The 25,382-nt window shown below is 56.1% G+C and carries 20 protein-coding genes; 9 read left to right on the forward strand and 11 right to left on the reverse strand.

Annotation, left to right across the window (positions count from 1 at the left end; translation table 11 throughout):
- Positions 1-86: 86 nt before the first annotated feature.
- Complete coding sequence (locus NKJ21_RS13625; RefSeq protein WP_008807398.1) at positions 87-857, reverse strand: ABC transporter permease; 771 nt, start codon at positions 855-857, stop codon at positions 87-89.
- A complete protein-coding gene (locus tag NKJ21_RS13630; RefSeq protein ID WP_008807399.1) occupies positions 854-1,780 on the reverse strand; it encodes an ABC transporter ATP-binding protein in 927 nt (308 codons plus the stop codon). The genes NKJ21_RS13625 and NKJ21_RS13630 overlap by 4 nt, the downstream gene beginning before the upstream one ends.
- A 184-nt stretch (positions 1,781-1,964) precedes the next feature.
- On the opposite strand from NKJ21_RS13630, the gene can reads away from it, so the two are divergent.
- Positions 1,965-2,627: a carbonate dehydratase gene (gene can / locus NKJ21_RS13635; protein WP_004204385.1), complete on the forward strand. Its 663-nt coding sequence runs from the start codon at positions 1,965-1,967 to the stop codon at positions 2,625-2,627.
- Between the two features lie 58 nt (positions 2,628-2,685).
- Here the strand turns inward: can and hpt are convergent, their stop codons facing one another.
- Positions 2,686-3,222, reverse strand: coding sequence for a hypoxanthine phosphoribosyltransferase (hpt, locus tag NKJ21_RS13640; RefSeq protein ID WP_023322073.1), 537 nt, complete (start codon positions 3,220-3,222; stop codon positions 2,686-2,688).
- 4 nt (positions 3,223-3,226) lie between these two features.
- Positions 3,227-3,346 carry a hypothetical protein gene (locus NKJ21_RS13645; RefSeq protein WP_012542835.1) on the reverse strand — a complete coding sequence of 40 codons (120 nt, stop codon included), beginning with the start codon at positions 3,344-3,346 and terminating at the stop codon, positions 3,227-3,229.
- A gap of 79 nt (positions 3,347-3,425) precedes the next feature.
- Between NKJ21_RS13645 and NKJ21_RS13650 the strand changes: the two genes are divergently transcribed.
- Positions 3,426-5,816, forward strand: coding sequence for a glucose/quinate/shikimate family membrane-bound PQQ-dependent dehydrogenase (locus tag NKJ21_RS13650; protein WP_008807401.1), 2,391 nt, complete (start codon positions 3,426-3,428; stop codon positions 5,814-5,816).
- An 82-nt stretch (positions 5,817-5,898) separates the two neighbouring features.
- On the opposite strand, the gene cueO is transcribed toward NKJ21_RS13650, so the two are convergent.
- Positions 5,899-7,527 carry a multicopper oxidase CueO gene (gene cueO, locus NKJ21_RS13655; RefSeq protein WP_032732522.1) on the reverse strand — a complete coding sequence of 543 codons (1,629 nt, stop codon included), beginning with the start codon at positions 7,525-7,527 and terminating at the stop codon, positions 5,899-5,901.
- A 146-nt stretch (positions 7,528-7,673) separates the two neighbouring features.
- Between cueO and NKJ21_RS13660 the strand changes: the two genes are divergently transcribed.
- The 5 genes from NKJ21_RS13660 to speD all read left to right on the forward strand — a co-directional run bounded on the left by NKJ21_RS13660 (position 7,674) and on the right by speD (position 12,454).
- Positions 7,674-8,021: a YacC family pilotin-like protein gene (locus NKJ21_RS13660; RefSeq protein ID WP_002888808.1), complete on the forward strand. Its 348-nt coding sequence runs from the start codon at positions 7,674-7,676 to the stop codon at positions 8,019-8,021.
- Between the two features lie 253 nt (positions 8,022-8,274).
- Positions 8,275-8,685 (forward strand): hypothetical protein, encoded by a 411-nt coding sequence (locus NKJ21_RS13665; RefSeq protein WP_008807403.1) that lies wholly within the window; start codon positions 8,275-8,277, stop codon positions 8,683-8,685.
- A 680-nt stretch (positions 8,686-9,365) separates the two neighbouring features.
- Positions 9,366-10,628 carry an FKBP-type peptidyl-prolyl cis-trans isomerase gene (locus NKJ21_RS13670; RefSeq protein WP_109956542.1) on the forward strand — a complete coding sequence of 421 codons (1,263 nt, stop codon included), beginning with the start codon at positions 9,366-9,368 and terminating at the stop codon, positions 10,626-10,628.
- Between the two features lie 146 nt (positions 10,629-10,774).
- Positions 10,775-11,635 (forward strand): polyamine aminopropyltransferase, encoded by an 861-nt coding sequence (gene speE, locus NKJ21_RS13675; protein ID WP_008807405.1) that lies wholly within the window; start codon positions 10,775-10,777, stop codon positions 11,633-11,635.
- A gap of 24 nt (positions 11,636-11,659) precedes the next feature.
- The gene (gene speD, locus NKJ21_RS13680; protein ID WP_008807406.1) at positions 11,660-12,454 is read left to right on the forward strand and encodes an adenosylmethionine decarboxylase; all 795 of its coding nucleotides are present in this window, start codon (positions 11,660-11,662) and stop codon (positions 12,452-12,454) included.
- A 157-nt stretch (positions 12,455-12,611) separates the two neighbouring features.
- Here speD and yacL read toward each other — a convergent pair whose 3' ends face one another.
- Together yacL and acnB are read right to left on the reverse strand one after the other, a co-directional pair.
- Entirely contained in the window at positions 12,612-12,974 is a 363-nt protein-coding gene (gene yacL / locus NKJ21_RS13685) for a protein YacL (RefSeq protein WP_004204373.1), read from the reverse strand.
- 187 nt (positions 12,975-13,161) lie between these two features.
- Positions 13,162-15,759 (reverse strand): bifunctional aconitate hydratase 2/2-methylisocitrate dehydratase, encoded by a 2,598-nt coding sequence (gene acnB / locus NKJ21_RS13690; protein WP_016160302.1) that lies wholly within the window; start codon positions 15,757-15,759, stop codon positions 13,162-13,164.
- A gap of 431 nt (positions 15,760-16,190) precedes the next feature.
- Here acnB and NKJ21_RS13695 point away from each other — a divergent pair, with 431 nt between their 5' ends.
- A complete protein-coding gene (locus tag NKJ21_RS13695; protein WP_039102849.1) occupies positions 16,191-17,798 on the forward strand; it encodes a DUF3300 domain-containing protein in 1,608 nt (535 codons plus the stop codon).
- Positions 17,799-17,809: 11 nt separating this feature from the next.
- Complete coding sequence (locus NKJ21_RS13700) at positions 17,810-18,616, forward strand: DUF2950 family protein (RefSeq protein ID WP_012542842.1); 807 nt, start codon at positions 17,810-17,812, stop codon at positions 18,614-18,616.
- A 44-nt stretch (positions 18,617-18,660) separates the two neighbouring features.
- Here the strand turns inward: NKJ21_RS13700 and NKJ21_RS13705 are convergent, their stop codons facing one another.
- The 4 genes from NKJ21_RS13705 to aceE all read right to left on the reverse strand — a co-directional run bounded on the left by NKJ21_RS13705 (position 18,661) and on the right by aceE (position 25,317).
- A complete protein-coding gene (locus NKJ21_RS13705) occupies positions 18,661-18,945 on the reverse strand; it encodes a hypothetical protein (RefSeq protein WP_008807410.1) in 285 nt (94 codons plus the stop codon).
- Between the two features lie 164 nt (positions 18,946-19,109).
- Entirely contained in the window at positions 19,110-20,534 is a 1,425-nt protein-coding gene (gene lpdA / locus NKJ21_RS13710) for a dihydrolipoyl dehydrogenase (RefSeq protein ID WP_002888731.1), read from the reverse strand.
- 206 nt (positions 20,535-20,740) lie between these two features.
- On the reverse strand, positions 20,741-22,639 hold the full coding sequence (aceF, locus tag NKJ21_RS13715) for a pyruvate dehydrogenase complex dihydrolipoyllysine-residue acetyltransferase (RefSeq protein ID WP_032731619.1): 1,899 nt from the start codon (positions 22,637-22,639) through the stop codon (positions 20,741-20,743).
- A 14-nt stretch (positions 22,640-22,653) separates the two neighbouring features.
- Entirely contained in the window at positions 22,654-25,317 is a 2,664-nt protein-coding gene (gene aceE, locus NKJ21_RS13720; protein ID WP_008807412.1) for a pyruvate dehydrogenase (acetyl-transferring), homodimeric type, read from the reverse strand.
- Positions 25,318-25,382: the final 65 nt, after the last annotated feature.

Genomic DNA, 25,382 nt, shown 5'->3' on the forward strand with positions numbered 1-25,382 from the left:
GAGGATGGCGTATCGGTGATGGCGGTCAAAGATAAGCGGTTAGCGCTTCGCGTATTGGCATCAGGAAGCGCTAACCGTGATGAACATCAGCTGCGCAGGCCGCGGCCGCGCTGGATTAACGACCAGCAAAGCAGATAGAAGGCGACGATGAAGACCACCAGCACCGCAAAGGTGGTCACCAGCGGCACATCGTTGATACCCAGGAAGCCGAAGCGGAAACCGCTGATCATGTAGACGATGGGATTCAGATGCGACAGCCCCTGCCAGAACGGCGGCAGCAGGGTCAGCGAGTAGAACACCCCGCCGAGGTAGGTCAGCGGCGTCAGCACAAAGGTCGGGATCAGGCTAATGTCGTCAAAGGTCTTGGCAAACACCGCGTTCAACAGGCCCGCCAGCGAGAACAGCACCGCGGTGAGGATCAGCGTCAGGGCGACAAACAGCCAGGAGTGAACCTGGAACGGCACAAAGAACAGTGATACCGCCGTCACCAGGATCCCCACGCACAGTCCGCGCGCCACGCCGCCGCCAACGTAGCCAGCGATGATCACATGCGTCGGCACCGGCGCCACCAGCAGCTCTTCAATATTGCGCTGAAACTTGGCGCTGAAGAACGACGAGGCGACATTGGCATAAGCGTTGGTGATCACCGCCATCATGATCAGGCCCGGCACGATAAACTGCATATAGGTAAAGCCGTGCATCTCGCCGATGCGCGACCCGATCAGGTTGCCGAAAATCACGAAGTACAGGGTCATGGTGATCACCGGCGGCACCAGCGTCTGGATCCAGATGCGCATAAAACGGTGGATCTCTTTGGTCCAGATGCTTTTCAGCGCGACCCAATAAAGCTGCATCATGCTGACTCTCCTTTTCGCTCATGCACCAGCGTGACAAACAGCTCTTCCAGACGGTTAGCTTTGTTACGCATACTCAGTACCTGCACCCCCTGGGCGCTCAGTTGGGCAAAGACGCTGTTAATCCCCTGCTCGCGCAGAACCTCGACTTCCAGCGTCGAGGTATCGACCAGTTGATACTGGTAGCCTTCGAGCTTCGGTACCGGGCTTTTTGGCGCGAGGTCGAGAATAAAGGTCTCTGACTTCAGCTTCGACAGCAGCGCTTTCATCGAGGTGTTTTCCACCAGCGCGCCGTGCTGGATGATGCCGATGTTGCGGCATAGCATTTCGGCCTCTTCGAGATAGTGGGTGGTCAGGATAATGGTGGTTCCGCGATCGTTCAGATCCTTAAGAAAGCCCCACATTGAGCGACGCAGTTCAATATCGACGCCAGCGGTCGGTTCGTCGAGGATCAGCAGCTTCGGCTCATGCATTAGCGCGCGGGCGATCATCAGGCGACGCTTCATCCCGCCGGAGAGCATCCGCGCGCGTTCGTTGCGTTTTTCCCACAGATCGAGCTGTTTTAGGTATTTTTCGCTGCGGGCGACAGCTTCTTTGCGTTCCACGCCGTAGTAGCCCGCCTGGTTAACGACAATCTGCTGCACGGTCTCGAACGGATTGAAGTTAAACTCCTGCGGCACCAGGCCAAGCTGGCGCTTGGCGTTGACGACGTCTTTTTCCAGATCGTAGCCAAAGACATTGACCTGACCGGAGGTTTTATTCACCAGCGAACTGATGATGCCGATAGTCGTGGATTTTCCGGCCCCGTTCGGCCCCAGCAGGGCATAGAAATCGCCTGCTTCAACCTGCAGGTCGATTCCCCGCAGCGCCTGAACCCCGCCGGGGTAGGTTTTTTTGAGCTGTTTTAATTCCAGAGCAATGGTCATTAAATATCTCTTCTCGTGTCGTGACACGTCATTAACCCGCCTGACTCACGTTTGCGTTCTACTGGCGCTGGCGCCGCCAACGCATCGGTAGCCTGACGTATCACGGGTTAAGATGGTTTTAAAAAAGGTGAGCTTACCCTATATTAGCGCAACGCACTTACTTGGTTACAGGCCGATAACGTCCATGAATGATATAGATACACTCATCAGCAATAATGCACTATGGTCAAAAATGCTGGTGGAAGAGGACCCCGGCTTTTTTGAGAAACTGTCGCAGACGCAGAAACCGCGCTTCCTTTGGATTGGCTGCTCTGACAGCCGCGTTCCCGCTGAGCGACTTACCGGCCTGGAACCTGGCGAACTGTTTGTCCATCGTAACGTCGCTAACCTGGTGATCCACACCGACCTGAACTGCCTGTCGGTGGTGCAGTATGCCGTCGATGTCCTCGAAGTCGAGCACATTATTATTTGCGGCCACTACGGCTGCGGCGGCGTGCAGGCGGCGGTGGAAAACCCGGAGCTGGGGCTTATCGACAACTGGCTCCTGCATATCCGCGATATCTGGTTCAAGCACAGCTCACTGCTGGGTGAAATGCCGGAGGAGCGCCGTCTGGATACCCTTTGCGAACTCAACGTGATGGAGCAGGTGTACAACCTGGGACATTCGACGATTATGCAATCGGCGTGGAAGCGCGGACAGAAGGTCACCATCCACGGCTGGGCATATGGCATTCACGACGGGCTGCTGCGCGATCTGGATGTCACCGCCGTGAGCCGGGAAACCCTCGAACAGCGCTATCGCCACGGGATCTCCAACCTCAAGATCAAGCATATCAACCACAAATAGCCTTCAGGCTTAGCCACCCTGGAGAGCGCGGCGCGCGCTGTCCAGAGTGGGATATCTCTTACTCGTCCAGCAGGGTGACTTTGCCAATATACGGCAGATGACGGTAGCGCTGGGCGTAGTCAATACCGTAGCCCACCACGAACTCGTCCGGAATGGCGAAACCGACAAACTCAACCGGGACGTTGACTTCACGACGGCTTGGTTTATCCAGCAGCGTACAAATGGCCAGCGATTTCGGCTCGCGCAGGCTGAGGATCTCACGCACTTTAGACAGGGTATTGCCGGAGTCGATGATGTCTTCCACGATCAGTACGTCTTTACCACGGATGTCTTCATCCAGATCTTTGAGGATTTTCACATCACGGGTGGTGGACATGCCGCTGCCGTAGCTGGAGGCGGTCATAAAATCGACTTCATGCGGCACCTGCACTTCACGGCACAGGTCGGCCATGAACATAAATGAGCCACGAAGCAGCCCCACCAGCACCATTTCGCTGCCGCTGTCCTGGTAGTGTTCGTTGATTTGACGACCCAGTTCCGCGATGCGCGCTTTGATCTCGGTTTCCGGGATCATCACTTCTACAGTATGTTTCATAAGACTAACCATTTGATTCTAAATATAAATCATCAAAGCCGCTGCTTTCGCCCCGACGATGACCGGCAAGCCATCCAGTATACCAGCAAAAAGAAATCTTCGGTGCAGGGATTAATAAAGCCATATTTGTGATTCCGATCACACTTGTTAAAACCTATAATTAATTGCAGTTAAAAAATTAACAAACACATGAGTAACTTTCTATGGCTGAAACAAAGTCTCAACAATCAAGGCTCCTGGTGACGCTGACTGCGCTATTTGCAGCGTTCTGCGGCCTCTATCTTTTAATCGGCGGAGCATGGCTGGTCGTGCTTGGCGGCTCCTGGTACTACCCTATCGCCGGTCTGGTGATGCTGGGCGTGACCGTGATGCTGCTGCGCGGCAAACGCGCTGCGCTGTGGCTGTACGCTGCGCTGCTGCTGGCGACCATGATCTGGGGCGTCTGGGAAGTCGGCTTCGACTTCTGGGCGCTGACGCCGCGTAGCGATATCCTCGTCTTCTTTGGCATCTGGCTGATCCTGCCCTTTGTCTGGCGTCGTCTGCCGGTGCCTTCCGCTGGCGCCGTTGGCGCGCTGGTCGTCGCCCTACTGATCAGCGGCGGCATGCTGACCTGGGCTGGTTTTAACGACCCGCAGGAAGTCAACGGCACCCTGAGCGCCGACGCCACCCCGGCCGCGCCGATCTCCAACGTTGCCGACGGCGACTGGCCGGCCTATGGCCGCAACCAGGAAGGCCAGCGCTTCTCTCCGCTGAAGCAGATTAACGCCGACAACGTGAAGAACCTGAAGGAAGCCTGGGTATTCCGCACCGGCGACCTGAAGCAACCGAACGACCCGGGTGAAATCACCAACGAAGTGACGCCGATTAAAGTCGGCGACACGCTCTTCCTGTGTACCGCCCACCAGCGTCTGTTCGCGCTGGACGCGGCCACCGGTAAAGAGAAGTGGCATTTTGACCCGCAGCTGAACGCCGATCCGTCGTTCCAGCACGTCACCTGCCGCGGCGTCTCTTATCACGAAGCCAAAGCGGATAACGCGCCTGCCGACGTCGTCGCCGACTGTCCGCGCCGTATTATCCTGCCGGTGAACGATGGCCGCCTGTTCGCGGTGAACGCCGACAACGGTAAGCTGTGCGAAACCTTTGCCAATAAAGGTATTCTCAACCTGCAGACCAACATGCCGGTCACCACGCCGGGTATGTATGAACCCACTTCTCCGCCGATTATCACCGATAAAACCATCGTGATTGCCGGCGCGGTCACCGATAACTTCTCAACCCGCGAGCCGTCTGGCGTCATCCGCGGCTTTGATGTGAATACCGGTAAACTCTTGTGGGCCTTCGATCCGGGTGCGAAAGATCCGAACGCCATCCCGAGCGATGAACATCACTTCACGCTCAACTCACCGAACTCCTGGGCGCCTGCCGCCTACGACGCTAAGCTGGATCTGGTCTATCTGCCGATGGGCGTGACCACCCCGGATATCTGGGGCGGCAACCGCACGCCGGAGCAAGAGCGTTACGCCAGCTCGATTGTGGCGCTGAACGCCACCACCGGTAAGCTGGCCTGGAGCTACCAGACTGTCCACCACGATCTGTGGGATATGGATATGCCCTCCCAGCCGACGCTGGCTGACATTGAGGTTAATGGTAAAACCGTACCGGTCGTCTATGCCCCGGCGAAAACCGGCAACATCTTCGTACTGGATCGCCGTAATGGCGAGCTGGTGGTCCCGGCCCCGGAAAAACCGGTTCCGCAGGGCGCTGCCAAAGGGGATTACGTCGCCAAAACCCAGCCGTTCTCCGATCTGAGCTTCCGTCCGAAGAAAGATCTGACCGGGGCGGACATGTGGGGCGCGACTATGTTCGACCAGCTGGTGTGTCGCGTGATCTTCCACCAGATGCGCTATGAAGGTATCTTCACCCCGCCATCTGAGCAGGGCACTCTCGTCTTCCCGGGTAACCTGGGGATGTTTGAATGGGGCGGTATCTCCGTCGATCCGAACCGTCAGGTGGCTATTGCCAACCCGATGGCGCTGCCGTTCGTCTCTAAACTGATCCCACGCGGCCCGGGCAACCCGATGGAGCCGCCGAAAGATGCGAAAGGCTCTGGCACCGAGTCCGGCGTGCAGCCACAGTACGGTGTCCCGTACGGCGTCACCCTGAATCCGTTCCTGTCGCCGTTCGGTCTGCCGTGCAAACAACCGGCCTGGGGCTATATCTCCGCGCTGGATCTGAAAACCAACGAAGTGGTATGGAAAAAACGTATCGGTACGCCGCAGGACAGCCTGCCGTTCCCGATGCCGGTTAAGCTGCCGTTCACCATGGGGATGCCGATGCTTGGCGGTCCGATCTCCACGGCCGGTAACGTCCTGTTCATCGGCGCGACCGCAGATAACTACCTGCGCGCGTACAATATGAGCAACGGCGAGAAGCTGTGGGAAGCCCGTCTGCCAGCCGGCGGTCAGGCCACCCCAATGACCTACGAAGTGAATGGCAAACAGTATGTTGTCATCTCTGCCGGCGGTCACGGCTCGTTCGGTACCAAAATGGGCGATTACATCGTCGCCTATGCGCTCCCGGATGACGCCAAATAAAACGCAAAACGGCAACGAAAGTTGCCGTTTTTTTTGTGTTTATCCCTTCTCCCCATGGAAGATGGCAGCAGGCCGCCGAGCCCTAAACCGTGAATCCCAACATCATCCCGGTGTCTTCATGCTCCAGCAGGTGGCAGTGGGCCATATAGGCAAACTCCTTCGGCGCCGGATGATCAAACTTCACCAACACTTCACTGACGTCACCTTCCACGCGGACGGTATCTTTCCAGCCGCTGCGGTGCGCGGCTGGCGGCTTGCCGTTCTCGCTGAGGATACGGAACTGGGTGCCGTGGATATGGAACGGATGCAGCATCATGTCGCCCTTACCCGATATCACCCAGCGCTCATACTGGCCTCTGGCCGCGGCAAACATCGGCACATTCATGTCGAAGGCTTTGCCGTTGATGCGGTTGGCGTTATGGAAATCAAACCCCTTGCCTGACGACATGCCATGATCCCGACCAGCCTCGTGGTTCATATTGCTCATATTGCTCATATTGCTCATATTGCTCATGTCGCCATGGTGCATATTGCTCATGTCGCCCATGCCGCCATGCCCCATCATGCCGTGGTCCATTCCCGCCATCGCCTGGTCGCCATACTTCTCCATCAGCGCCTGCATGCCCATCCTGTCGAGCATCGGATCCATCGACAGCTGGAGCTGACGCTGCGTCAGCCCCGTCAGGGACGGTAGCGCCGGCAGCGTGGCCAGCGTATCCAGCAGTTTGCCGGAGGCGGGAATGACCAGCGGCTGAACGCGCAGCACCGGCTGTGGTTTATCAAAAGGCGCAATGGCCATGCCCATCTGGCTCACCGGCAGGGTCACCAGATCGAAAGGTTTACCGTCGCTGGTGTCCACCAGCACCTCAAAGCGTTCCCCCATCAACACCGGCAATTCATCGACCTTCACCGGCTCGGCCAACAGACCGCCGTCACTGGCCACCACGTACAGCGGACGCTTATCGCTGGTGGCAAAATTGAGGGAACGGGCATTACAGCCGTTTAGCAAGCGCAGACGGAGCCAGCCGCGCGGGGCGGCATGTTCGGGATAGAGAGCGCCATTGGTCAGCAGCGTATCGCCAAACCAGCCGACAGCGGCGCTCATCACATCCAGCTGGTAGTCGATCTCGCCGGCGGCGGTGAACTTCTTGTCCTGGACAATCACCGGCACATCATCGATTCCCCATTGCTTAGGCAGCAGCAGGCGTCCGCTCTCTTCATCCTCGATCAGCACCAGGCCGGCCAGCCCCATCGCCACCTGCCGGCCGGTGGTCCCATGTTGATGCGGATGAAACCAGCAGGTGGCCGCCCGCTGCGTCGGCGTGAAGCTCACCGTACGGGTGGCGCCCGGGGCGATAACCCCCTGCGGTCCGCCGTCGACCTCGCCCGGGACCTCCAGGCCATGCCAGTGCAGCGTGGTCTCTTCCGCCAGCTGGTTGGTAATGTCAACCGTAATGGTCTTCCCCTGCGTCAACTGTAGCGCAGGACCCAGCAGTGAACCGTTATAGCCCCAGGTGGTGGCGTGCAGAGCGCCAAACTGTGTTTTGCCCGCCTGGATCGTCAGGGCGATACGGTTGCGCGCATCGGCCGTTAACAGCGTCGGTATCGGCAGAGCCGGGCGACTGGCCGCAAAAACCGCACGGCTCCACAGCGGTAATGCGCTGGCCACGCTAACCGCGGCGGTCAGTTTGAGGAAGTCTCGACGTTGCATATTCACATCCTTTTTATTCTGCGGGCGAATATTTGAGCTTAAACCCTACCGTAACGGGAAGGTCAAGCAGAAGAGTAAGAATAAAGATCGGCGCTGTGTAAAGAAGTATGCTAATTTGAAGCGTCGGTGATCTAATGGTAGAAAAAATGAAGACGCTTTTCAGAACAATGGTACTCGGCAGCCTGCTTGCTCTCTCCGCCAACAGCTACGCGCTCAGCGAATCAGAAGCAGAAGATATGGCTGATTTAACCGCGGTTTTTGTGTTTCTGAAAAACGACTGTGGCTACCAGAACCTGCCCAATACACAGATCCGACGCGCGCTGGTTTTCTTTGCCCAACAGAACCAGTGGGACCTGAGCAACTACGACAGCTACAACATGAAAGCGCTTGGCGAGGATAGCTACCGCGATCTCAGCGGTATTAACATCCCGACGGCGAAAAAATGCAAAGCGCTGGCCCGCGATTCGCTCAGCCTGTTGGCTTACGTCAAATAATGACCGGCGCGGACGGTCACGCTCCGCGCCTTTGCCGTTTCATTTGTCACATTTAAATATTTATATCTATATTTATTATTGTATATAAACAAACATTATTTAATTGCAAACCTATCAATTCGCCAAATAAATTAAACCCCTAATAATGATGAATGACTAAAAAACTAATAAAATATCATTAGTCATATATTGCAAAATAAAAAGCACCCTTCTAGAATCCGGTGAAAATATCCCTACTTCATGGACTGAAATTGTGAATATCTCGCCGACTCTCCGTATTATCCCGCTCGCCGCACTTTTATTAGTGGGCTGTAGCAATACCTCTTCTCGCCAGCAGGTAAAACCGATCACCACGCCGCTCACATCACAGCAGCAGGCTGAGCAGGAGCGAGCGGCCAGCGAACAGGAGCGTATTGAGTCCTGCCGAAAGGCGCTGGATTCACTTAAAGAGGTGAACCCACAGCAGGCAACTAAACTCAGCAATGAGTTCAATGCCCTGGTGCGTTCGGCATCGCAATACAACAATGTGCGCGATAAAGTGGCCGATCCCACCCGACTGGGCATTGACTCCATGTATCAGTTTAAATCCATCAAACTGTGTTCCGATATCCAGAAAACGCTGATCGATACCCTGGTACAGCGTGGTGAAAACAAACTGCCATGAACAAACCCGCCACGCTGACCCCTAAAGCACCACTGCTGATGCTCGTCGCGGCGCTGGCGCTTTCAACCTCATTCTACGCCGGTGCTACGCCGGCTTTTCTCGATTACGCCCAGCAGCAAACTCAGCAAGCTCAGGCGCAAGAAGAGAAAAGCTCTGCGGCCACAGCAAAGCAAGCGTCAGACGCTCGCCAGAACGCGGACAATAAAAAAACGACGGCCAATAACGCACAGTTGCAAAAAAGAATCGCCAGCCAACAGGCAACGATTGCGCAAAAAGATAAAATTATCCAACAATTAAAAAAACAGCTTACCGCCACACCAGCCACGGATACATCCATTGCGAATGAGCAAGCGGCGTTAAATAATAAAATAAAGCAATTACAGCTCGCCTTAACCGCCGCCACGGCGGAAAATGAGACGTTAATTAAAAAGGAAGTCGTTGCCCGGAATAATACTCTGCAACAGAGCCAGGCTGCCGCACTTAAGCAGATCCAACAATTAACGTCGCAGCTTCAGAGCGTCGAAGCGGAAAATAAACGGCTCAGCACCAGCCTCACCACGCTGAATACAGATAAACAAACGCTGACCTCCCGGCTGGCCGCCGCGGAAAAAGCACAGCAGACCGCACTCGGCCAGCTCACCGCCCTCGACACAGACAAGCAGACACTCACCGCCCGGCTGATGGCTGCGGAAAAAGAGAAACAGGCCGCCCTCGACCAGGCCAAAGCCCTTAACGCCGACAAACAGCCGCTGGCCACCCGACTGGCCGTGGTGGAAAAAGAGAAGCTGGCTGCCCTCGAGCAGGTTAAAGCGCTGACCACCGATAAGCAGTCGCTGACTATCCGGCTCGCCGCTGCGGAGAAGGCGCAGCAGGCCGCCCTCGACCAGGCCAAAACACTGAACGCTGATAAACAGCCGCTGGCCAGCCGACTGGCCGCGGCGGAAAAAGAGAAGCTGTCCGCCCTCGACCAGGTCAAAGCGCTGACCACCGATAAGCAGTCGCTGACTATCCGGCTCGACGCCGCGGAGAAAACGCAGCAGGCCGCTCTCGACCAGGTCAAGGCGCTAAACGCCGACAAGCAGTCGTTAACCTCCCGGCTGGCCGCCGCGGAAAAAGCGCCAACAACCCGCCCTGACACCGCTGCAGCGCCAAAAAATGAGCCGCCGGAAATGGCGGCGGTTGTTGCAGCCTACCGCCTGCAGGCGGATAAAGACAACGCCCAGCTACGGATGAAAGAAGATGAAATCCAACTGCTGAGAACACAGCTTTCTGTACAGTCTAAAACGCGCAGCGGCGAGAGCGCCAACATCAAACTCAGCGCATCCGGAGAACAGCAGGCTTATGCGATCGGCGCCTCGATGGGAACAGAAGCCCTTAACGTTCTCACCACCCGTCGCACTCAGGGAATTACCGTCGACGCCGGGCTGGTGCTGCGGGGTATCGAAGATGCTTTTAGCGGCCAGCTTCGTCTCGGAGAACAGGAGCGTAACAAGGCGCTGTTTGACGTCTCGCAGCAGGTTTTCCAGAACCTGAATAAAATCGAGCAGAAAAACATCAGTGCCGGTAAGAAATATCAGCAGGCGTTTGCGCGCAAAAAAGATGTGGTCTTCAAAGATGGCGTCTACAGTCGCGTCGATTATCCGGGCAAAGGAAAAATAAGCGGTAACGATCTGGTCACCGTAGTAATCAAAGAGATGCTGACGGACGGGACAGTGATCAACGATATGGAAGCGAAAGATCAGGCGCTCACCCAGAAGCTGGATGCCTATCCCCCGGTGTTTCGCGGCCCGCTGCAACGCCTGCAGAACCATGGCTCCTTGACGCTGGTCGTCCCGCCCGAAAAAGCCTATGGCAGTAAAGGATTACCGCCGAAAATCCCGCCAGGCGCCACCATGGTTTATTCCGTGCGGATAGTAGATAGCCAACCCGCACCGGCGAAATAACCCTCCCCCCACCGCTCTCCCCGGGCGGTGGCGGTTATTCCTGCCGCATTGCTGCAATAACCGCCGTGCATCCTCATCTATAGTTGTCTATGATGTTGCACTCGTTTTACGGGTGTAACAGATGTTAACGAAGGAGGAGCCTCACCGTGGCCGATAATCCACTGTGGCATGAAACGCTGCATGACCATTTTGGTCAGTACTTTAGCGTTGATAACGTGCTGTACCACGAAAAAACCGATCATCAGGATTTGATCATCTTCGACAACCGCGCCTTTGGCCGGGTGATGGCGCTGGATGGCGTCGTGCAAACCACCGAACGCGATGAGTTTATCTATCACGAAATGATGACCCACGTGCCGCTGCTGGCCCACGGCAACGCGAAGCATGTCCTGATCATCGGCGGCGGCGACGGCGCGATGCTGCGCGAAGTCTCTCGTCACCGTAGCATCGAAACCATCACCATGGTGGAAATCGATGCCGGGGTGGTCTCATTCTGCCGTCAGTACCTGCCCAACCATAGCGCCGGGGCCTACGACGATCCGCGCTTCACGCTGGTGATTGATGATGGCGTCAATTTTGTTAACCAGACGACGCAAACGTTTGACGTGATCATTTCGGACTGTACCGACCCTATCGGTCCGGGCGAAAGCCTGTTCACCTCGGCTTTTTATGAAGGCTGCAAACGCTGCCTGAACCCGGGGGGCGTGTTCGTTGCCCAAAACGGCGTTTGTTTCCTGCAGCAGGACGAAGCGGTCGGTAGCCATCGCAAACTGAGCCACTATTTTCGCGACGTCAGCTTCTACCAGGCGGCCATCCCAACCTATTACGGCGGGATCATGACTTTTGCCTGGGCGAGCGACAACGAGGCGTTGCGCCATCTCTCCAGCGAAATCATTCAGGCGCGCTTTCACAAAGCCAACCTGACCTGCCGTTACTACAATCCGGCAATCCATACGGCGGCCTTCGCCTTACCACAATATCTGCATGATGCTCTGTCCGCACCGTGACGCGAAGTAAGGGGGTGAACTAAATTGAAAAAATTGAAGCTGCATGGCTTTAACAACCTGACCAAAAGCCTGAGTTTTTGTATCTACGATATCTGTTACGCCAAAACGGCAGAGGAGCGTGATGGCTACATCGCTTATATCGACGAACTCTATAATGCCAATCGCCTGACGGAGATCCTGACAGAAACCTGTTCTATTATTGGCGCCAATATCCTGAATATCGCCCGCCAGGATTATGAACCCCAGGGCGCCAGCGTGACCATTCTGGTCAGCGAAGAGCCTGTCGATCCCAAGCTTATCGACCAGACCGAACATCCAGGTCCGTTACCGGAAACCGTGGTCGCTCATCTCGATAAGAGCCATATCTGCGTGCATACCTACCCGGAGAGCCATCCGGAAGGTGGACTGTGCACCTTCCGCGCCGATATCGAAGTCTCTACCTGCGGGGTCATTTCTCCGCTTAAAGCGCTGAACTATCTGATCCACCAGCTGGAATCGGACATTGTGACCATTGACTACCGCGTGCGCGGCTTTACCCGCGATATCAATGGGATGAAGCATTTTATCGATCATGAAATCAATTCGATTCAGAACTTTATGTCCGATGACATTAAGTCGTTGTATGACATGGTCGATGTGAACGTCTATCAGGAAAATATCTTCCATACCAAAATGTTGCTCAAGGAGTTCGACCTTAAGCACTACATGTTCCATACCCGACCGGAAGAATTGACCGCCGAAGAGCGCAAGGTCATTACCGACCTGCTGTGGAAAGAGATGCGCGAGATTTACTACGGCCGCAATATTCCTGCCGTGTAATATTGGAAATGCCCGGCGGCGCTTGCGCTTGCCGGGCCTGGGATTCTGCGCCGCCTGGTCGCCCGGGTAAGGCACCAGCCGCTACCCGGGGATTTCCCCTGCTCACGCTACGCTTAGCAGGGCTACGCTCTTGCGCCACCCGACATAAAAGGCGTCATTAACGCTGCTGCATAAATTCACGATAAGCGGCAACAACCTGCAGGAAATCCTCCACGCCGCAGAGAGAGAGACTTTCTTCGTCGTAGTAGCTCATCCCCTCCTCGATTTCGTCGCCGGAAAACTCCAGCTGATTGGCACGGATCATCACCTCTTCGCCATCCAGCCACAACGTATATTCATGGCCAGCCCGCTGCCAGGAACGTTCACTGCCCTTCACGGTGCGTGCAGCCTGCTCTACTTCATCAAGCAGGGCAAGATTGTCTTTCACCTCTTCGTTGAACCAGTGGCCAATCGCCTCGTGATCCATCGACATTCGCACCTTTACCACTCCGGTAATATCGCGCAGAAATTCGTAGTCCATAGTCTTTTCCTCTGCAAGGGCAATGCGTCACCGCTGCACTGTACCCATGCAGTAATTATCGCAGCAGACAGAAAGAAAAAAAGCGTAACGGGCAGGAGGTTTGGAAATAAAAATGCCCGGTGATGCAATGTTCACCGGGCATTGGGGAGTTTATCGCCAAACGGTCAGCCGGGCTGACCGAATGGTTTTACACCGCGGTCTGGAAGATCACGCCGTCAGCTTTTTCAGTGTACTGATCCAGCTGGTTAAAGTTCAGATAACGGTAGGTATCTTCCGCTGTCTTATCCACCTGCGCCACGAAGGTCTGGTACTCTTCCGGCGTCGGCAATTTGCCGAGCAGAGAAGCCACCGCTGCCAGCTCGGCAGAGGCCAGATAGACGTTAGCGCCGGTACCTAAACGGTTCGGGAAGTTACGGGTGGAGGTGGAGACCACCGTCGCACCGTCGGCCACGCGAGCCTGGTTACCCATACACAGGGAACAGCCAGGGATTTCGATACGCGCCCCGCTCTTACCAAACACGCTGTAGTAGCCTTCTTCGGTCAGCTGCGCGGCGTCCATACGGGTTGGCGGCGCCACCCACAGGCGAGTCGGCAGCTGGCCTTTGTGGCTGTCCAGCAGCTTACCGGCGGCACGGAAGTGGCCGATGTTGGTCATGCAGGAACCGATGAACACTTCGTCGATCTTCTCGCCCTGCACGTCAGACAGCAGACGGGCATCGTCCGGATCGTTCGGCGCGCACAGGATTGGCTCTTTGATATCCGCCAGATCGATGTCGATCACTGCCGCGTATTCCGCGTCAGCGTCGGCTTCCAGCAGCTGCGGATCCGCCAGCCATTTTTCCATGCCCTGGATACGGCGTTCCAGCGTACGGCGGTCGCCGTAGCCTTCGGCGATCATCCACTTCAGCAGGACGATGTTGGAGTTCAGGTACTCAACGATCGGCTCTTTGTTCAGCTTGATGGTACAGCCGGCAGCAGAACGCTCAGCGGACGCATCGGTCAGTTCAAATGCCTGCTCGACTTTCAGATCCGGCAGACCTTCGATCTCGAGGATGCGACCAGAGAAGATGTTTTTCTTACCTTTCTTCTCAACGGTCAGCAGGCCCTGCTTGATGGCATACAGTGGGATGGCATGAACCAGGTCGCGCAGGGTGATACCCGGCTGCATTTTCCCTTTGAAGCGCACCAGCACCGATTCCGGCATATCCAACGGCATCACGCCGGTCGCAGCGGCGAAGGCCACCAGACCAGAGCCCGCCGGGAAGGAGATACCGATTGGGAAACGGGTATGGGAGTCGCCGCCGGTACCCACGGTATCCGGCAGCAGCATGCGGTTCAGCCAGGAGTGGATAACGCCATCGCCCGGACGTAGAGAAACACCACCGCGGTTCATGATGAAGTCCGGCAGGGTATGGTGCGTGGTCACGTCAACCGGCTTCGGATAGGCCGCGGTGTGGCAGAAGGACTGCATCACCAGGTCCGCGGAGAAGCCCAGGCACGCCAGGTCTTTCAGTTCATCACGGGTCATTGGACCGGTGGTGTCCTGAGAACCGACGGAGGTCATTTTCGGCTCGCAGTAGGCGCCCGGACGGATACCGGCAACGCCGCAGGCGCGGCCAACCATTTTCTGCGCCAGAGAGAAGCCGCGGGTGCTTTCCGCCACGTCTTTCGCCTGACGGAAGACGTCGCTGTGCGGCAGCCCCAGCGCTTCGCGCGCTTTGGTGGTCAAGCCGCGGCCGATGATCAGCGGAATACGGCCACCGGCGCGCACTTCGTCGATCAGCACATCGGTCTTCAGCTCGAAGCTGGCCAGCAGTTCGTTGGTTTCGTGGTTACGCACTTCGCCTTTGAACGGGTAAACGTCAATCACGTCGCCCATGTTCAGGTTGCTTACATCCACTTCGATAGGCAGCGCCCCCGCATCTTCCATGGTGTTGAAGAAGATTGGCGCGATTTTGCCGCCCAGGCACAGACCGCCGCCGCGCTTGTTCGGCACATTCGGGATATCGTCGCCCATAAACCACAGCACCGAGTTGGTCGCGGATTTACGCGAGGAACCCGTCCCGACCACGTCGCCGACGTAGGCCAGCGGATAGCCTTTCTGCTGCAGGGCTTCGATTTGTTTAATCGGGCCGACGACGCCCGGCTGGTCCGGATCAATACCTTCGCGGGCGTTTTTCAGCATCGCCAGCGCATGCAGTGGGATATCCGGGCGAGACCAAGCATCCGGCGCCGGAGACAGGTCATCGGTATTGGTTTCGCCGGTGACCTTGAAGACGGTAACGGTGATTTTCTCTGCCAGCTGCGGGCGGTTCAGGAACCACTCAGCATCAGCCCAGGATTGCATGACCTGTTTTGCGTGCTCGTTACCCGCTTTCGCTTTCTCTTCTACGTCGTAGAAGTTATCGAACATCAGCAGAGTATGAGACAGCGCTTTCGCGGCAATCGGCGCCAGTTTCGCGTCGTCCAGCGCATCAATCAGCGGGTGAATGTTGTAACCGCCCTGCATGGTGCCCAGCAGTTCAACGGCTTTTTCAGGGGTTACCAGAGGGGAGGTCGCTTCGCCTTTGGCGATCGCGGCAAGGAATCCAGCTTTAACATAGGCGGCTTCGTCGACGCCCGGCGGTACACGGTTAATCAGCAGGTCTAACAGGAATTCTTCTTCGCCCGCAGGCGGGTTTTTCAGCAGTTCTACCAGCGCGGCCATTTGGGTTGCATCTAAGGGTTTGGCAACAATCCCCATGGCGGCACGCTCAGCTACGTGCTTACGGTATTCTTCTAGCACGACGGTTCTCCTCGCTTCTCATTGTCATAATGCGGCCTACACGTCTTCAATCAATCTGCTTCGGGATTGGCAGTTTGCCGCCTTGACGCATCTTGAAGGATTTAGTGGCTGGGCGATTTTCTTCACGCTCCTGTGAGACAGCAGTTTGTAGGGTAAATGCCCGATACCGCGTCGGCAGCATAGCAGGATTTTTGAAAGGTGTTAATCTGTTTACAAAAAAGCAACATTAAAATTTAGCTGAATCGTTAAGGGCAGGATATTGCAGGCTTTCTGTTCAAATCCCGCGACAAAAATTCCTTTCCGCGTACAACTCCCCAGGCCGATCCCAACAATAATCAATAAAAAGCCATACCGCTTACTTATACTCAGCAAACGCGCCGTTTTCGCCGATACTTTAGCGAGATGGGTTACTTTTTGGGTCAGGAGCTTCTATGTCACTGCCGTTCAAACCCCATATCATCGCCCTGCTCTGTAGCGCTGGCTTACTCGCGGCGGCGGGAACACTCTATGTACAAAGCCGAACCCCGACGACGATCGCTGAACCGCCAGCCCAGCCAGCGCCCGCAGCGTCTACGACACAGCCGGTGACCACCACCTACACCCAGGCGCAAATTGATCAGTGGGTCGCGCCCATCGCGCTCTACCCGGACAGTCTGCTGTCGCAGGTGTTGATGGCCTCCACTTATCCCGACAACGTCATGCAGGCGGTACAGTGGTCCCAGGATAACCCCGCGATGAAAGGGGATGCGGCGGTTCAGGCGGTTGCCAGTCAGCCGTGGGATCCCAGCGTCAAATCCCTTGTCGCTTTCCCTGCCCTGCTGGCGATGATGGGCGAAAATCCGCCCTGGGTGGAGAACCTCGGCAATGCGTTTTTGGCCCAGCCGCATGATGTGATGGATTCAGTGCAGCGCCTGCGCACTATTGCCCAGCAGACCGGGACCCTGAAATCCACGCCACAGCAGAAAGTGATTGTCACCCCTGCCGCACCGGTTTCCGCCAGCAGCACGGCAGCAACGTCCACCACCCACTCGGCGGCGCCTGCACCCACGCAGGTCATTAAAATAGAACCGACCAATCCGCAGGTGGTCTATGTTCCCAGCTATAACCCCTCTACCGTCTATGGTACCTGGCCAAACAGCGCCTATCCGCCGGTCTACCTGCCGCCGCCTCCCGGGGAGCAGTTTACCGATAGCTTCGTCAAAGGCTTCGGTTACAGCCTGGGCGTGGCCACTACCTGGGCGCTGTTTAGCAGTATCGACTGGGATGATGATGATGACCACCACCATCACGATGACGACTATCACCACGGCGATTACTCGCATAATGGCGATAACATCAATATTAATATAAATAATTTCAATCATATAACGGGAGAAAACCTGCCGGGCAACCACGTTAACTGGCAGCATAATCCTGCCTATCGCGGTCACACACCGTATCCCGATAATACGGTTGCTCAACGCTTCCATCAGACCAACGTTGCTGGCGGGCTGAGCGCTACCCAACATGCGCCAGTCGATCGCGAAGCGCAGCGCCAGGCAGCGATGACCCAGCTGCAGCATAACGTACCGGCGGCGACAGCGGGCAACCTGGCGGCAAACAACGCCTCACGCGATGCCCAGCGTCAGGCAGCTTCGGCGCAATTGAAACAAGCCACCCAGCGCAGCAACTATCGCGGTTACGACAGCACACCAACCTCGACCCAGCAGCAGCGTCGCGAGGCGGCGAAAACGCAGTTGAAAAATCCCACGCCGCAACAACAGCAGCGTCGGGAAACCGTTAAGAGCCGCGAGCAGAACCTGACACCTCAGCAGCAACAGCATCGGCAGCAGATCCAGTCCGCCACGCCCGCGCAGCGTCAGCAGCAGGTTAGTCATTTACGCGCCAGCGCTCTTAGCGGCAACGAAAGCCGCGCCCCCTCCTGGCAAGCGCAGCAGGAACGGGGACTGCAAAGTCGGCAGTTTTCCGCTGTAAACCGCGAGGAGCGTGGCGGCGCCAGAGAACGTCTTTCCGAACACCATGAACTGCGCCGCCGCTGAGGATGAGCAGAATGAGAAACCTATTACCTATTGCCCTGTTCACATTGATACTGTCACCGTTAGCCGCCTTCGCCCAGCAGCAGTTTTCTACCCCGGAACAGGCCGCGAGCGCGCTGGCTGAGGCGCTCAGCCAGCAAAATGAAGCGGCGCTGAGCAAGGTGCTCGGCGATAACTGGCAGCAATTTTTACCTACCGATGGGATCGACCCCAGCGCCGTCGACCGTTTTCAGCGCGACTGGCAGGTAAAACATGTCATCGTGCAGCAGGGTGATAACGCCTGGCTCGACGTCGGCAGCGAAGCATGGCGGTTGCCGGTGCCTATCGTAAAAACGTCTCAGGGCTGGCGCTTTGATATGGCCGCAGGCGAAGAGGAGATCCTCACCCGCGCCATCGGTCGCAATGAACTGTCAGCGATAGCCGCCATGCACGCTTACGTTGACGCCCAGCAGGATTACTACCAGCTTAATCACCGCTGGGCGCAGAAAATCATCAGCAGTGAAGGCAAAAAAGATGGGTTGTACTGGCCGACGTCGCCGGGTGAGACGCCCAGCCCGCTGGGGCCGGCATTCAGCCCGACGGAGCCCGGCGCCGGTTATCATGGCTATCGTTTCCGCATTATCGCAGGCCGCGATGACCAGGATGCGGCCTTGCTTGCCTGGCCTGTGGAATGGGGTGAAACCGGAGTGATGAGCTTTATGATCGATCTGCACGATACCGTTTATCAGGCTAATCTCGGCGAAGAGAGCGCCGCAAAAGCGCAGGCCATCACGCGCTTTGCCCCCGATGCTGACGCCGGCTGGCAGGTTGTCAAACCATAAAAAAACGCCAGGTTGCCCTCAAGCAACCTGGCGTTTCTATTCGCTTAGCCCTGATGGGGCATCAGAGACGGATCGCCAGCAAAAGTCGGCTTTGTGCTGGATAATGCCGCTTCATCAGCGCTGATGCTTCCGGAGTTCGCCGCCCATACCCCCTCATTCGTCTTCGTCACCTGCTGATGCTGGGCATTCAGATCCTGCCCCATCGCCGCGATATGGGTCGTTTCCGTGCCACCGCTGTTGTCCGCCCAGGGGATGGTGGCGTCAGCCGCGCAGGCCACACCGGATAGGCACGTTGCAGCGACCAGCGCTGCGGTTAAAAAGCGTTTCATCTCACACCTCAACTATATCGTTAACTGCCTATAAGTTTATGGCGTGATTATTTTCAAAGTATGTATGAGGTGTAGCGGTTTATGAACGGAGACATAGTTCTAAACATCAGGCATAAAAAAAGCGGCTCCGGGAGCCGCTTATGCTTTTAGCCTGAAAGAAAAAGTTACTTTTTCTTCGCTTTGGCGTTTGGCAGATCGGTGATGCTGCCTTCGAAAACTTCTGCCGCCAGGCCAACAGACTCGTGCAGAGTCGGGTGAGCATGGATGGTCAGCGCGATGTCTTCAGCGTCGCAGCCCATTTCGATAGCCAGGCCGATCTCACCCAGCAGCTCGCCGCCGTTGGTGCCGACAATCGCGCCGCCGATAACACGGTGGGTCTCTTTGTCGAAGATCAGTTTGGTCATACCGTCTGCGCAGTCGGAAGCGATAGCACGGCCGGAAGCCGCCCACGGGAAGGTGGCGGTTTCGTAGCTGATGCCTTTCTCTTTCGCTTCTTTCTCAGTCAGACCAACCCATGCCACTTCTGGCTCAGTGTAGGCGATGGACGGGATCACTTTCGGATCGAAGTAGTGTTTCAGGCCGGAGATAACTTCTGCGGCAACGTGACCTTCGTGTACGCCTTTGTGCGCCAGCATCGGCTGACCGACGATATCGCCGATAGCAAAGATGTGCGGCACGTTGGTGCGCATTTGTTTGTCAACGCGGATAAAGCCGCGATCGTCCACTTCCACGCCGGCTTTGCCTGCATCGAGGTTTTTGCCGTTCGGCACGCGGCCGATAGCGACCAGCACGGCGTCGTAACGCTGCGCTTCAGCCGGCGCTTTTTTGCCTTCCATGGAAACGTAAATACCGTCTTCTTTCGCTTCAACGGCAGTCACTTTGGTTTCCAGCATCAGGTTGAATTTCTTGCTGATGCGTTTAGTGAAGACTTTCACCACGTCTTTATCGGCAGCCGGGATAACCTGGTCGAACATTTCAACCACGTCAATCTCTGAACCCAGCGCATGGTATACGGTACCCATTTCCAGACCGATGATACCGCCACCCATGACCAGCATGCGTTTCGGTACAGATTTCAGCTCCAGGGCGTCGGTGGAGTCCCATACGCGCGGATCTTCATGCGGGATAAACGGCAGCTGAATCGGACGGGAGCCCGCCGCGATGATGGCGTTGTCGAAGTTGATCACGGTTTTACCGTTTTCGCCTTCCACTTCCAGGGTGTTGGCGCCGGTAAATTTACCCAGACCGTTAACCACTTTCACTTTACGGCCTTTAGCCATGCCAGCCAGGCCGCCGGTCAGCTGAGTGATAACTTTTTCTTTCCAGGTGCGGATCTTGTCAATGTCGGTTTTCGGTTCGCCGAAAACGATGCCGTGTTCGGCCAGCGCTTTCGCTTCTTCGATAACTTTTGCCACGTGCAGCAGCGCTTTAGACGGGATACAACCCACGTTCAGGCAAACGCCACCGAGGGTGCTGTAACGTTCTACGATGACGGTTTCCAGACCTAAATCAGCGCAACGGAAGGCTGCAGAGTAACCTGCGGGGCCTGCCCCAAGTACCACGACCTGAGTTTTGATTTCAGTACTCATCATGACCTCTGTAATTTATATCCGGCGGGTCTGACGCTATTATTCTTACGCCCAAGTCCACCGGGACGTTCTATCCGCGTGTATTTTACAAAATTGTTAACAATTTTTAAACAACAAACGGCAAACGATTTTGTCCTTTGTTGCTGATAATCCCCAACAGCCTGAGGTTATCAGAAAAAAGCCGGCCGTCAGGCCGGCTTTTTCGATTACATCACCAGACGGCGAATGTCGCTCAAGGTGTTGTTAATGATGGTAATGAAGCGGGCACCATCAGCACCGTCGATGACGCGGTGGTCGAAGGACAGAGAGATCGGCATCATCAGACGCGGAACGAACTCTTTACCATTCCATACCGGCTCCATCGCGGACTTAGACACGCCCAGGATGGCCACTTCCGGCGCGTTAACAATCGGCGCGAAGTGGGTAGTGCCCAGGCCGCCGATGCTGGAGATGGTGAAGCAACCGCCCTGCATTTCGCCAGCCGTCAGCTTGCCATCGCGCGCTTTCTTCGAGATGGTGGTCAGTTCACGAGACAGCTCGGTGATGCTCTTCTTATTCACGTCTTTGAAGACCGGAACCACCAGACCGTTCGGGGTATCAACCGCCACACCGATGTTGATGTATTTCTTCAGCGTCAGGCGCTGACCATCTTCGGACAGCGAGCTGTTGAAGCGCGGCATCTGCTCAAGCGCAGCGGCAACGGCTTTCATGATGAAGACCACTGGGGTGAATTTCACGTCCAGTTTACGCTTCTCAGCTTCGGCGTTCTGCTGCTTACGGAACGCTTCCAGATCGGTGATATCGGTTTTGTCGAAGTGGGTAACGTGCGGGATCATCACCCAGTTACGGCTCAGGTTAGCCCCAGAGATTTTCTGGATACGACCCAGTTCCACTTCTTCGATTTCACCAAACTTGCTGAAGTCAACCTTCGGCCATGGCAGCATGCCCGGGATACCGCCGCCAGCGGCAGCCGCCGGTGCGGATTCAGCGCGTTTAACCGCGTCTTTCACATAAGCCTGAACGTCTTCGCGCAGGATACGACCTTTACGGCCGGTGCCTTTCACTTTTGCCAGGTTAACGCCGAACTCGCGCGCCAGGCGGCGAATCAGCGGCGTCGCGTGAACGTAAGCATCGTTTTCAGCGAATTCAGTTTTGCCTTCTGCTTTCGCAGCCGGTGCAGCGGCAGGCTTAGCGGCCTGAGCCGGTGCAGCAGCCGGTGCCGGAGCAGCAGCCTGAGCCGGCGCGGCGGCAGGCGCAGCGCCTTCCACTTCGAAGACCATGATCAGGGAACCAGTTTTGACTTTATCGCCGGTGCTGATTTTGATCTCTTTGACGGTACCTGCGAATGGCGCCGGCACTTCCATAGACGCTTTGTCGCCTTCGACGGTGATCAGGGACTGCTCAGCAGCCACTTTATCGCCGACTTTGACCATCACTTCGGTGACTTCAACTTCGTCGCCGCCGATGTCCGGTACGTTAACGTCTTTCGCACCGCCAGCCGCAGCTGGAGCAGCCGCAGCCGGAGCAGCAGCCTGAGCAGGTGCGGCGGCAGGCGCAGCGCCCGCCACTTCGAAGATCATGATCAGGGAGCCGGTGGACACTTTGTCACCGGTGTTGATTTTGATCTCTTTCACGGTACCCGCGAACGGCGCCGGCACTTCCATAGAGGCTTTATCGCCTTCTACGGTGATCAGGGATTGCTCAGCGGCGATGGTGTCGCCCACTTTAACCATGATCTCGGTGACTTCAACTTCATCGCCGCCGATATCCGGGACGTGAACTTCTTTCGCTGCCGCGGCAGCTGCTGGCGCAGCCGCAGCCGGCGCGGCTTCTTTCTTCTCTTCCTGCGCAGGTGCAGCGGCTGCTGCACCCTCGGCGGAATCGAAAATCATAATCAGTTTGCCAGTCTCGGTTTTGTCGCCGACGGAGACTTTAATCTCTTTCACGACGCCAGCCTGCGGAGACGGGACTTCCATAGAGGCTTTATCGCCTTCTACGGTGATCAGCGACTGTTCAGCTTCTACTTTGTCGCCCACTTTGACCAGGATCTCGGTGATTTCAACTTCATCAGCCCCGATGTCCGGTACTTTGATTTCGATAGCCATTATTCTTTTACCTCTTACGCCAGACGCGGGTTAACTTTTTCTGCATCGATGTCGAATTTCGCGATAGCGTCAGCCACCACTTTCTTATCGATTTCACCACGTTTAGCCAGTTCGCCCAGCGCTGCAACGACCACATAGGAAGCATCGACTTCGAAGTGGTGACGCAGGTTTTCACGGCTGTCGGAACGACCGAAGCCATCGGTACCCAGTACGCGGTAATCATCAGCCGGTACGTAAGTACGAACCTGCTCAGCGAACAGTTTCATATAGTCAGTGGATGCCACGGCCGGAGCGTCGTTCATTACCTGAGCGATATACGGCACGCGCGGGGTTTCCAGCGGGTGCAGCATGTTCCAGCGTTCGCAATCCTGGCCATCACGCGCCAGTTCGGTGAAGGAGGTGACGCTATACACGTCAGAGCCCACGCCGTAGTCTTTCGCCAGGATCTGCGCTGCTTCACGAACGTGACGCAGGATAGAACCGGAGCCCAGCAGCTGAACTTTACCTTTGCTACCTTCGATGGTTTCGAGTTTGTAGATACCTTTACGGATACCTTCCTCGGCGCCTTCCGGCATGGCCGGCATGTGGTAGTTTTCGTTCAGCGTAGTGATGTAGTAGTAAACGTTCTCCTGTTTCTCACCGTACATACGCTCCAGGCCATCATGCATGATGACAGCCACTTCGTATGCATAGGACGGATCGTAAGAGATACAGTTCGGGATAGTCAGCGACTGAATATGGCTGTGGCCATCTTCGTGCTGCAGACCTTCGCCGTTCAGCGTTGTACGACCGGAAGTACCACCGATCAGGAAGCCGCGAGCCTGCTGGTCGCCTGCCTGCCAGCACAGGTCGCCGATACGCTGGAACCCGAACATCGAGTAGTAGATGTAGAACGGGATCATCGGCAGGTTGTTGGTGCTGTAAGAAGTCGCCGCAGCCAGCCAGGATGCGCCTGCGCCCAGCTCGTTGATCCCTTCCTGCAGGATCTGGCCTTTCTCGTCTTCTTTGTAGTAAGCAACCTGCTCACGGTCCTGCGGGGTGTACTGCTGGCCGTTCGGGCTGTAAATACCGATCTGACGGAACAGACCTTCCATACCGAAAGTACGCGCTTCGTCGGCGATAATCGGCACGAGGCGGTCTTTGATGGATTTGTTCTTCAGCATCACGTTCAGGGCACGAACAAATGCGATAGTGGTAGAGATCTCTTTATTCTGCTCTTCCAGCAGCGGAGCGAAATCTTCCAGCGTCGGCAGCTCCAGCTTCTCAGAGAAGTTCGGCTGACGGCTCGGCAGATAGCCGTGCAGTTTCTGGCGCTGAGCGTGCAGATAGGTGTGCTCTTCGGAACCTTCCGGGAAGGTGACGTACGGCAGTTTTTCGAGATCGGCATCGGCAACCGGCACGTTGAAACGATCGCGGACGTAACGAACGCCGTCCATGTTCATTTTCTTAACCTGGTGGGCGATGTTCTTACCTTCAGCGGTGTCACCCATGCCGTAACCTTTAATGGTATGGGCGAGGATTACGGTCGCTTTGCCTTTGGTTTCCTGCGCTTTTTTCAGTGCAGCGTAAACTTTCTTCGGATCGTGGCCGCCGCGGTTCAGGGCCCAAATCTGCTCGTCAGTCCAGTCGGCAACCAGCGCCGCGGTCTCCGGATATTTACCGAAGAAGTGCTCGCGCACATATGCGCCGTCTTTGGATTTGAAGGTCTGGTAATCGCCGTCAACGGTTTCTTCCATCAGCTGGATCAGCTTACCGCTGGTGTCTTTACGCAGCAGCTCATCCCAACGACCGCCCCAGATAACCTTGATAACGTTCCAGCCAGCGCCCGCGAAGATGCCTTCCAGTTCGTTGATGATTTTGCCGTTACCCGTTACCGGGCCATCAAGACGCTGCAGGTTACAGTTGATAACGAAGACCAGGTTGTCCAGCTTCTCGCGGGTGGCGATGGTGATCGCACCTTTAGATTCCGGCTCGTCCATCTCACCGTCGCCCAGGAAAGCATAAACGGTTTGTTTGGAGGTGTCTTTCAGACCACGGTGTTCCAGATATTTCAGGAATTTAGCCTGATAAATTGCCCCGATTGGGCCCAGCCCCATAGAAACGGTCGGGAACTGCCAGAATTCCGGCATCAGTTTCGGGTGCGGATAAGAGGACAGACCTTTACCGTGAACTTCCTGACGGAAATTGTTCATCTGCTCTTCAGTCAGACGACCTTCCAGGAAAGCACGCGCATACACGCCCGGAGAGATGTGGCCCTGGAAGTACACCAGATCGCCGCCATCCTGCTCGTTGCGTGCGCGGAAGAAGTGGTTGAAGCACACTTCGTAGAAGGTTGCGGAAGACTGGAAGGAAGCCATGTGGCCGCCCAGTTCGAGATCTTTTTTCGATGCGCGCAGAACGGTCATGATCGCGTTCCAGCGGATCGCAGAACGGATACGACGTTCCAGATCCAGATTACCCGGGTATTCCGGTTCATCTTCAACGGCAATAGTGTTGACGTAACCGCCGGTCGATGCGCCAGCAGCCACTTTCACCCCGCCTTTGCGGGCTTCAGAAAGGAGTTGGTCAATAAGATACTGAGCACGCTCAACACCTTCTTCACGGATGACCGATTCGATCGCCTGTAGCCAGTCGCGAGTTTCGATCGGATCCACGTCATTTGGTAAACGTTCTGACATGGGGGGTATTCCTTATCTATCTAATCGTTGATTAATCTGGAACCTGTCCCATTGAACTCTTCGTT

The organism is Klebsiella sp. SWET4 (genome assembly GCF_024296565.1).
Taxonomy (GTDB): domain Bacteria; phylum Pseudomonadota; class Gammaproteobacteria; order Enterobacterales; family Enterobacteriaceae; genus Klebsiella; species Klebsiella variicola.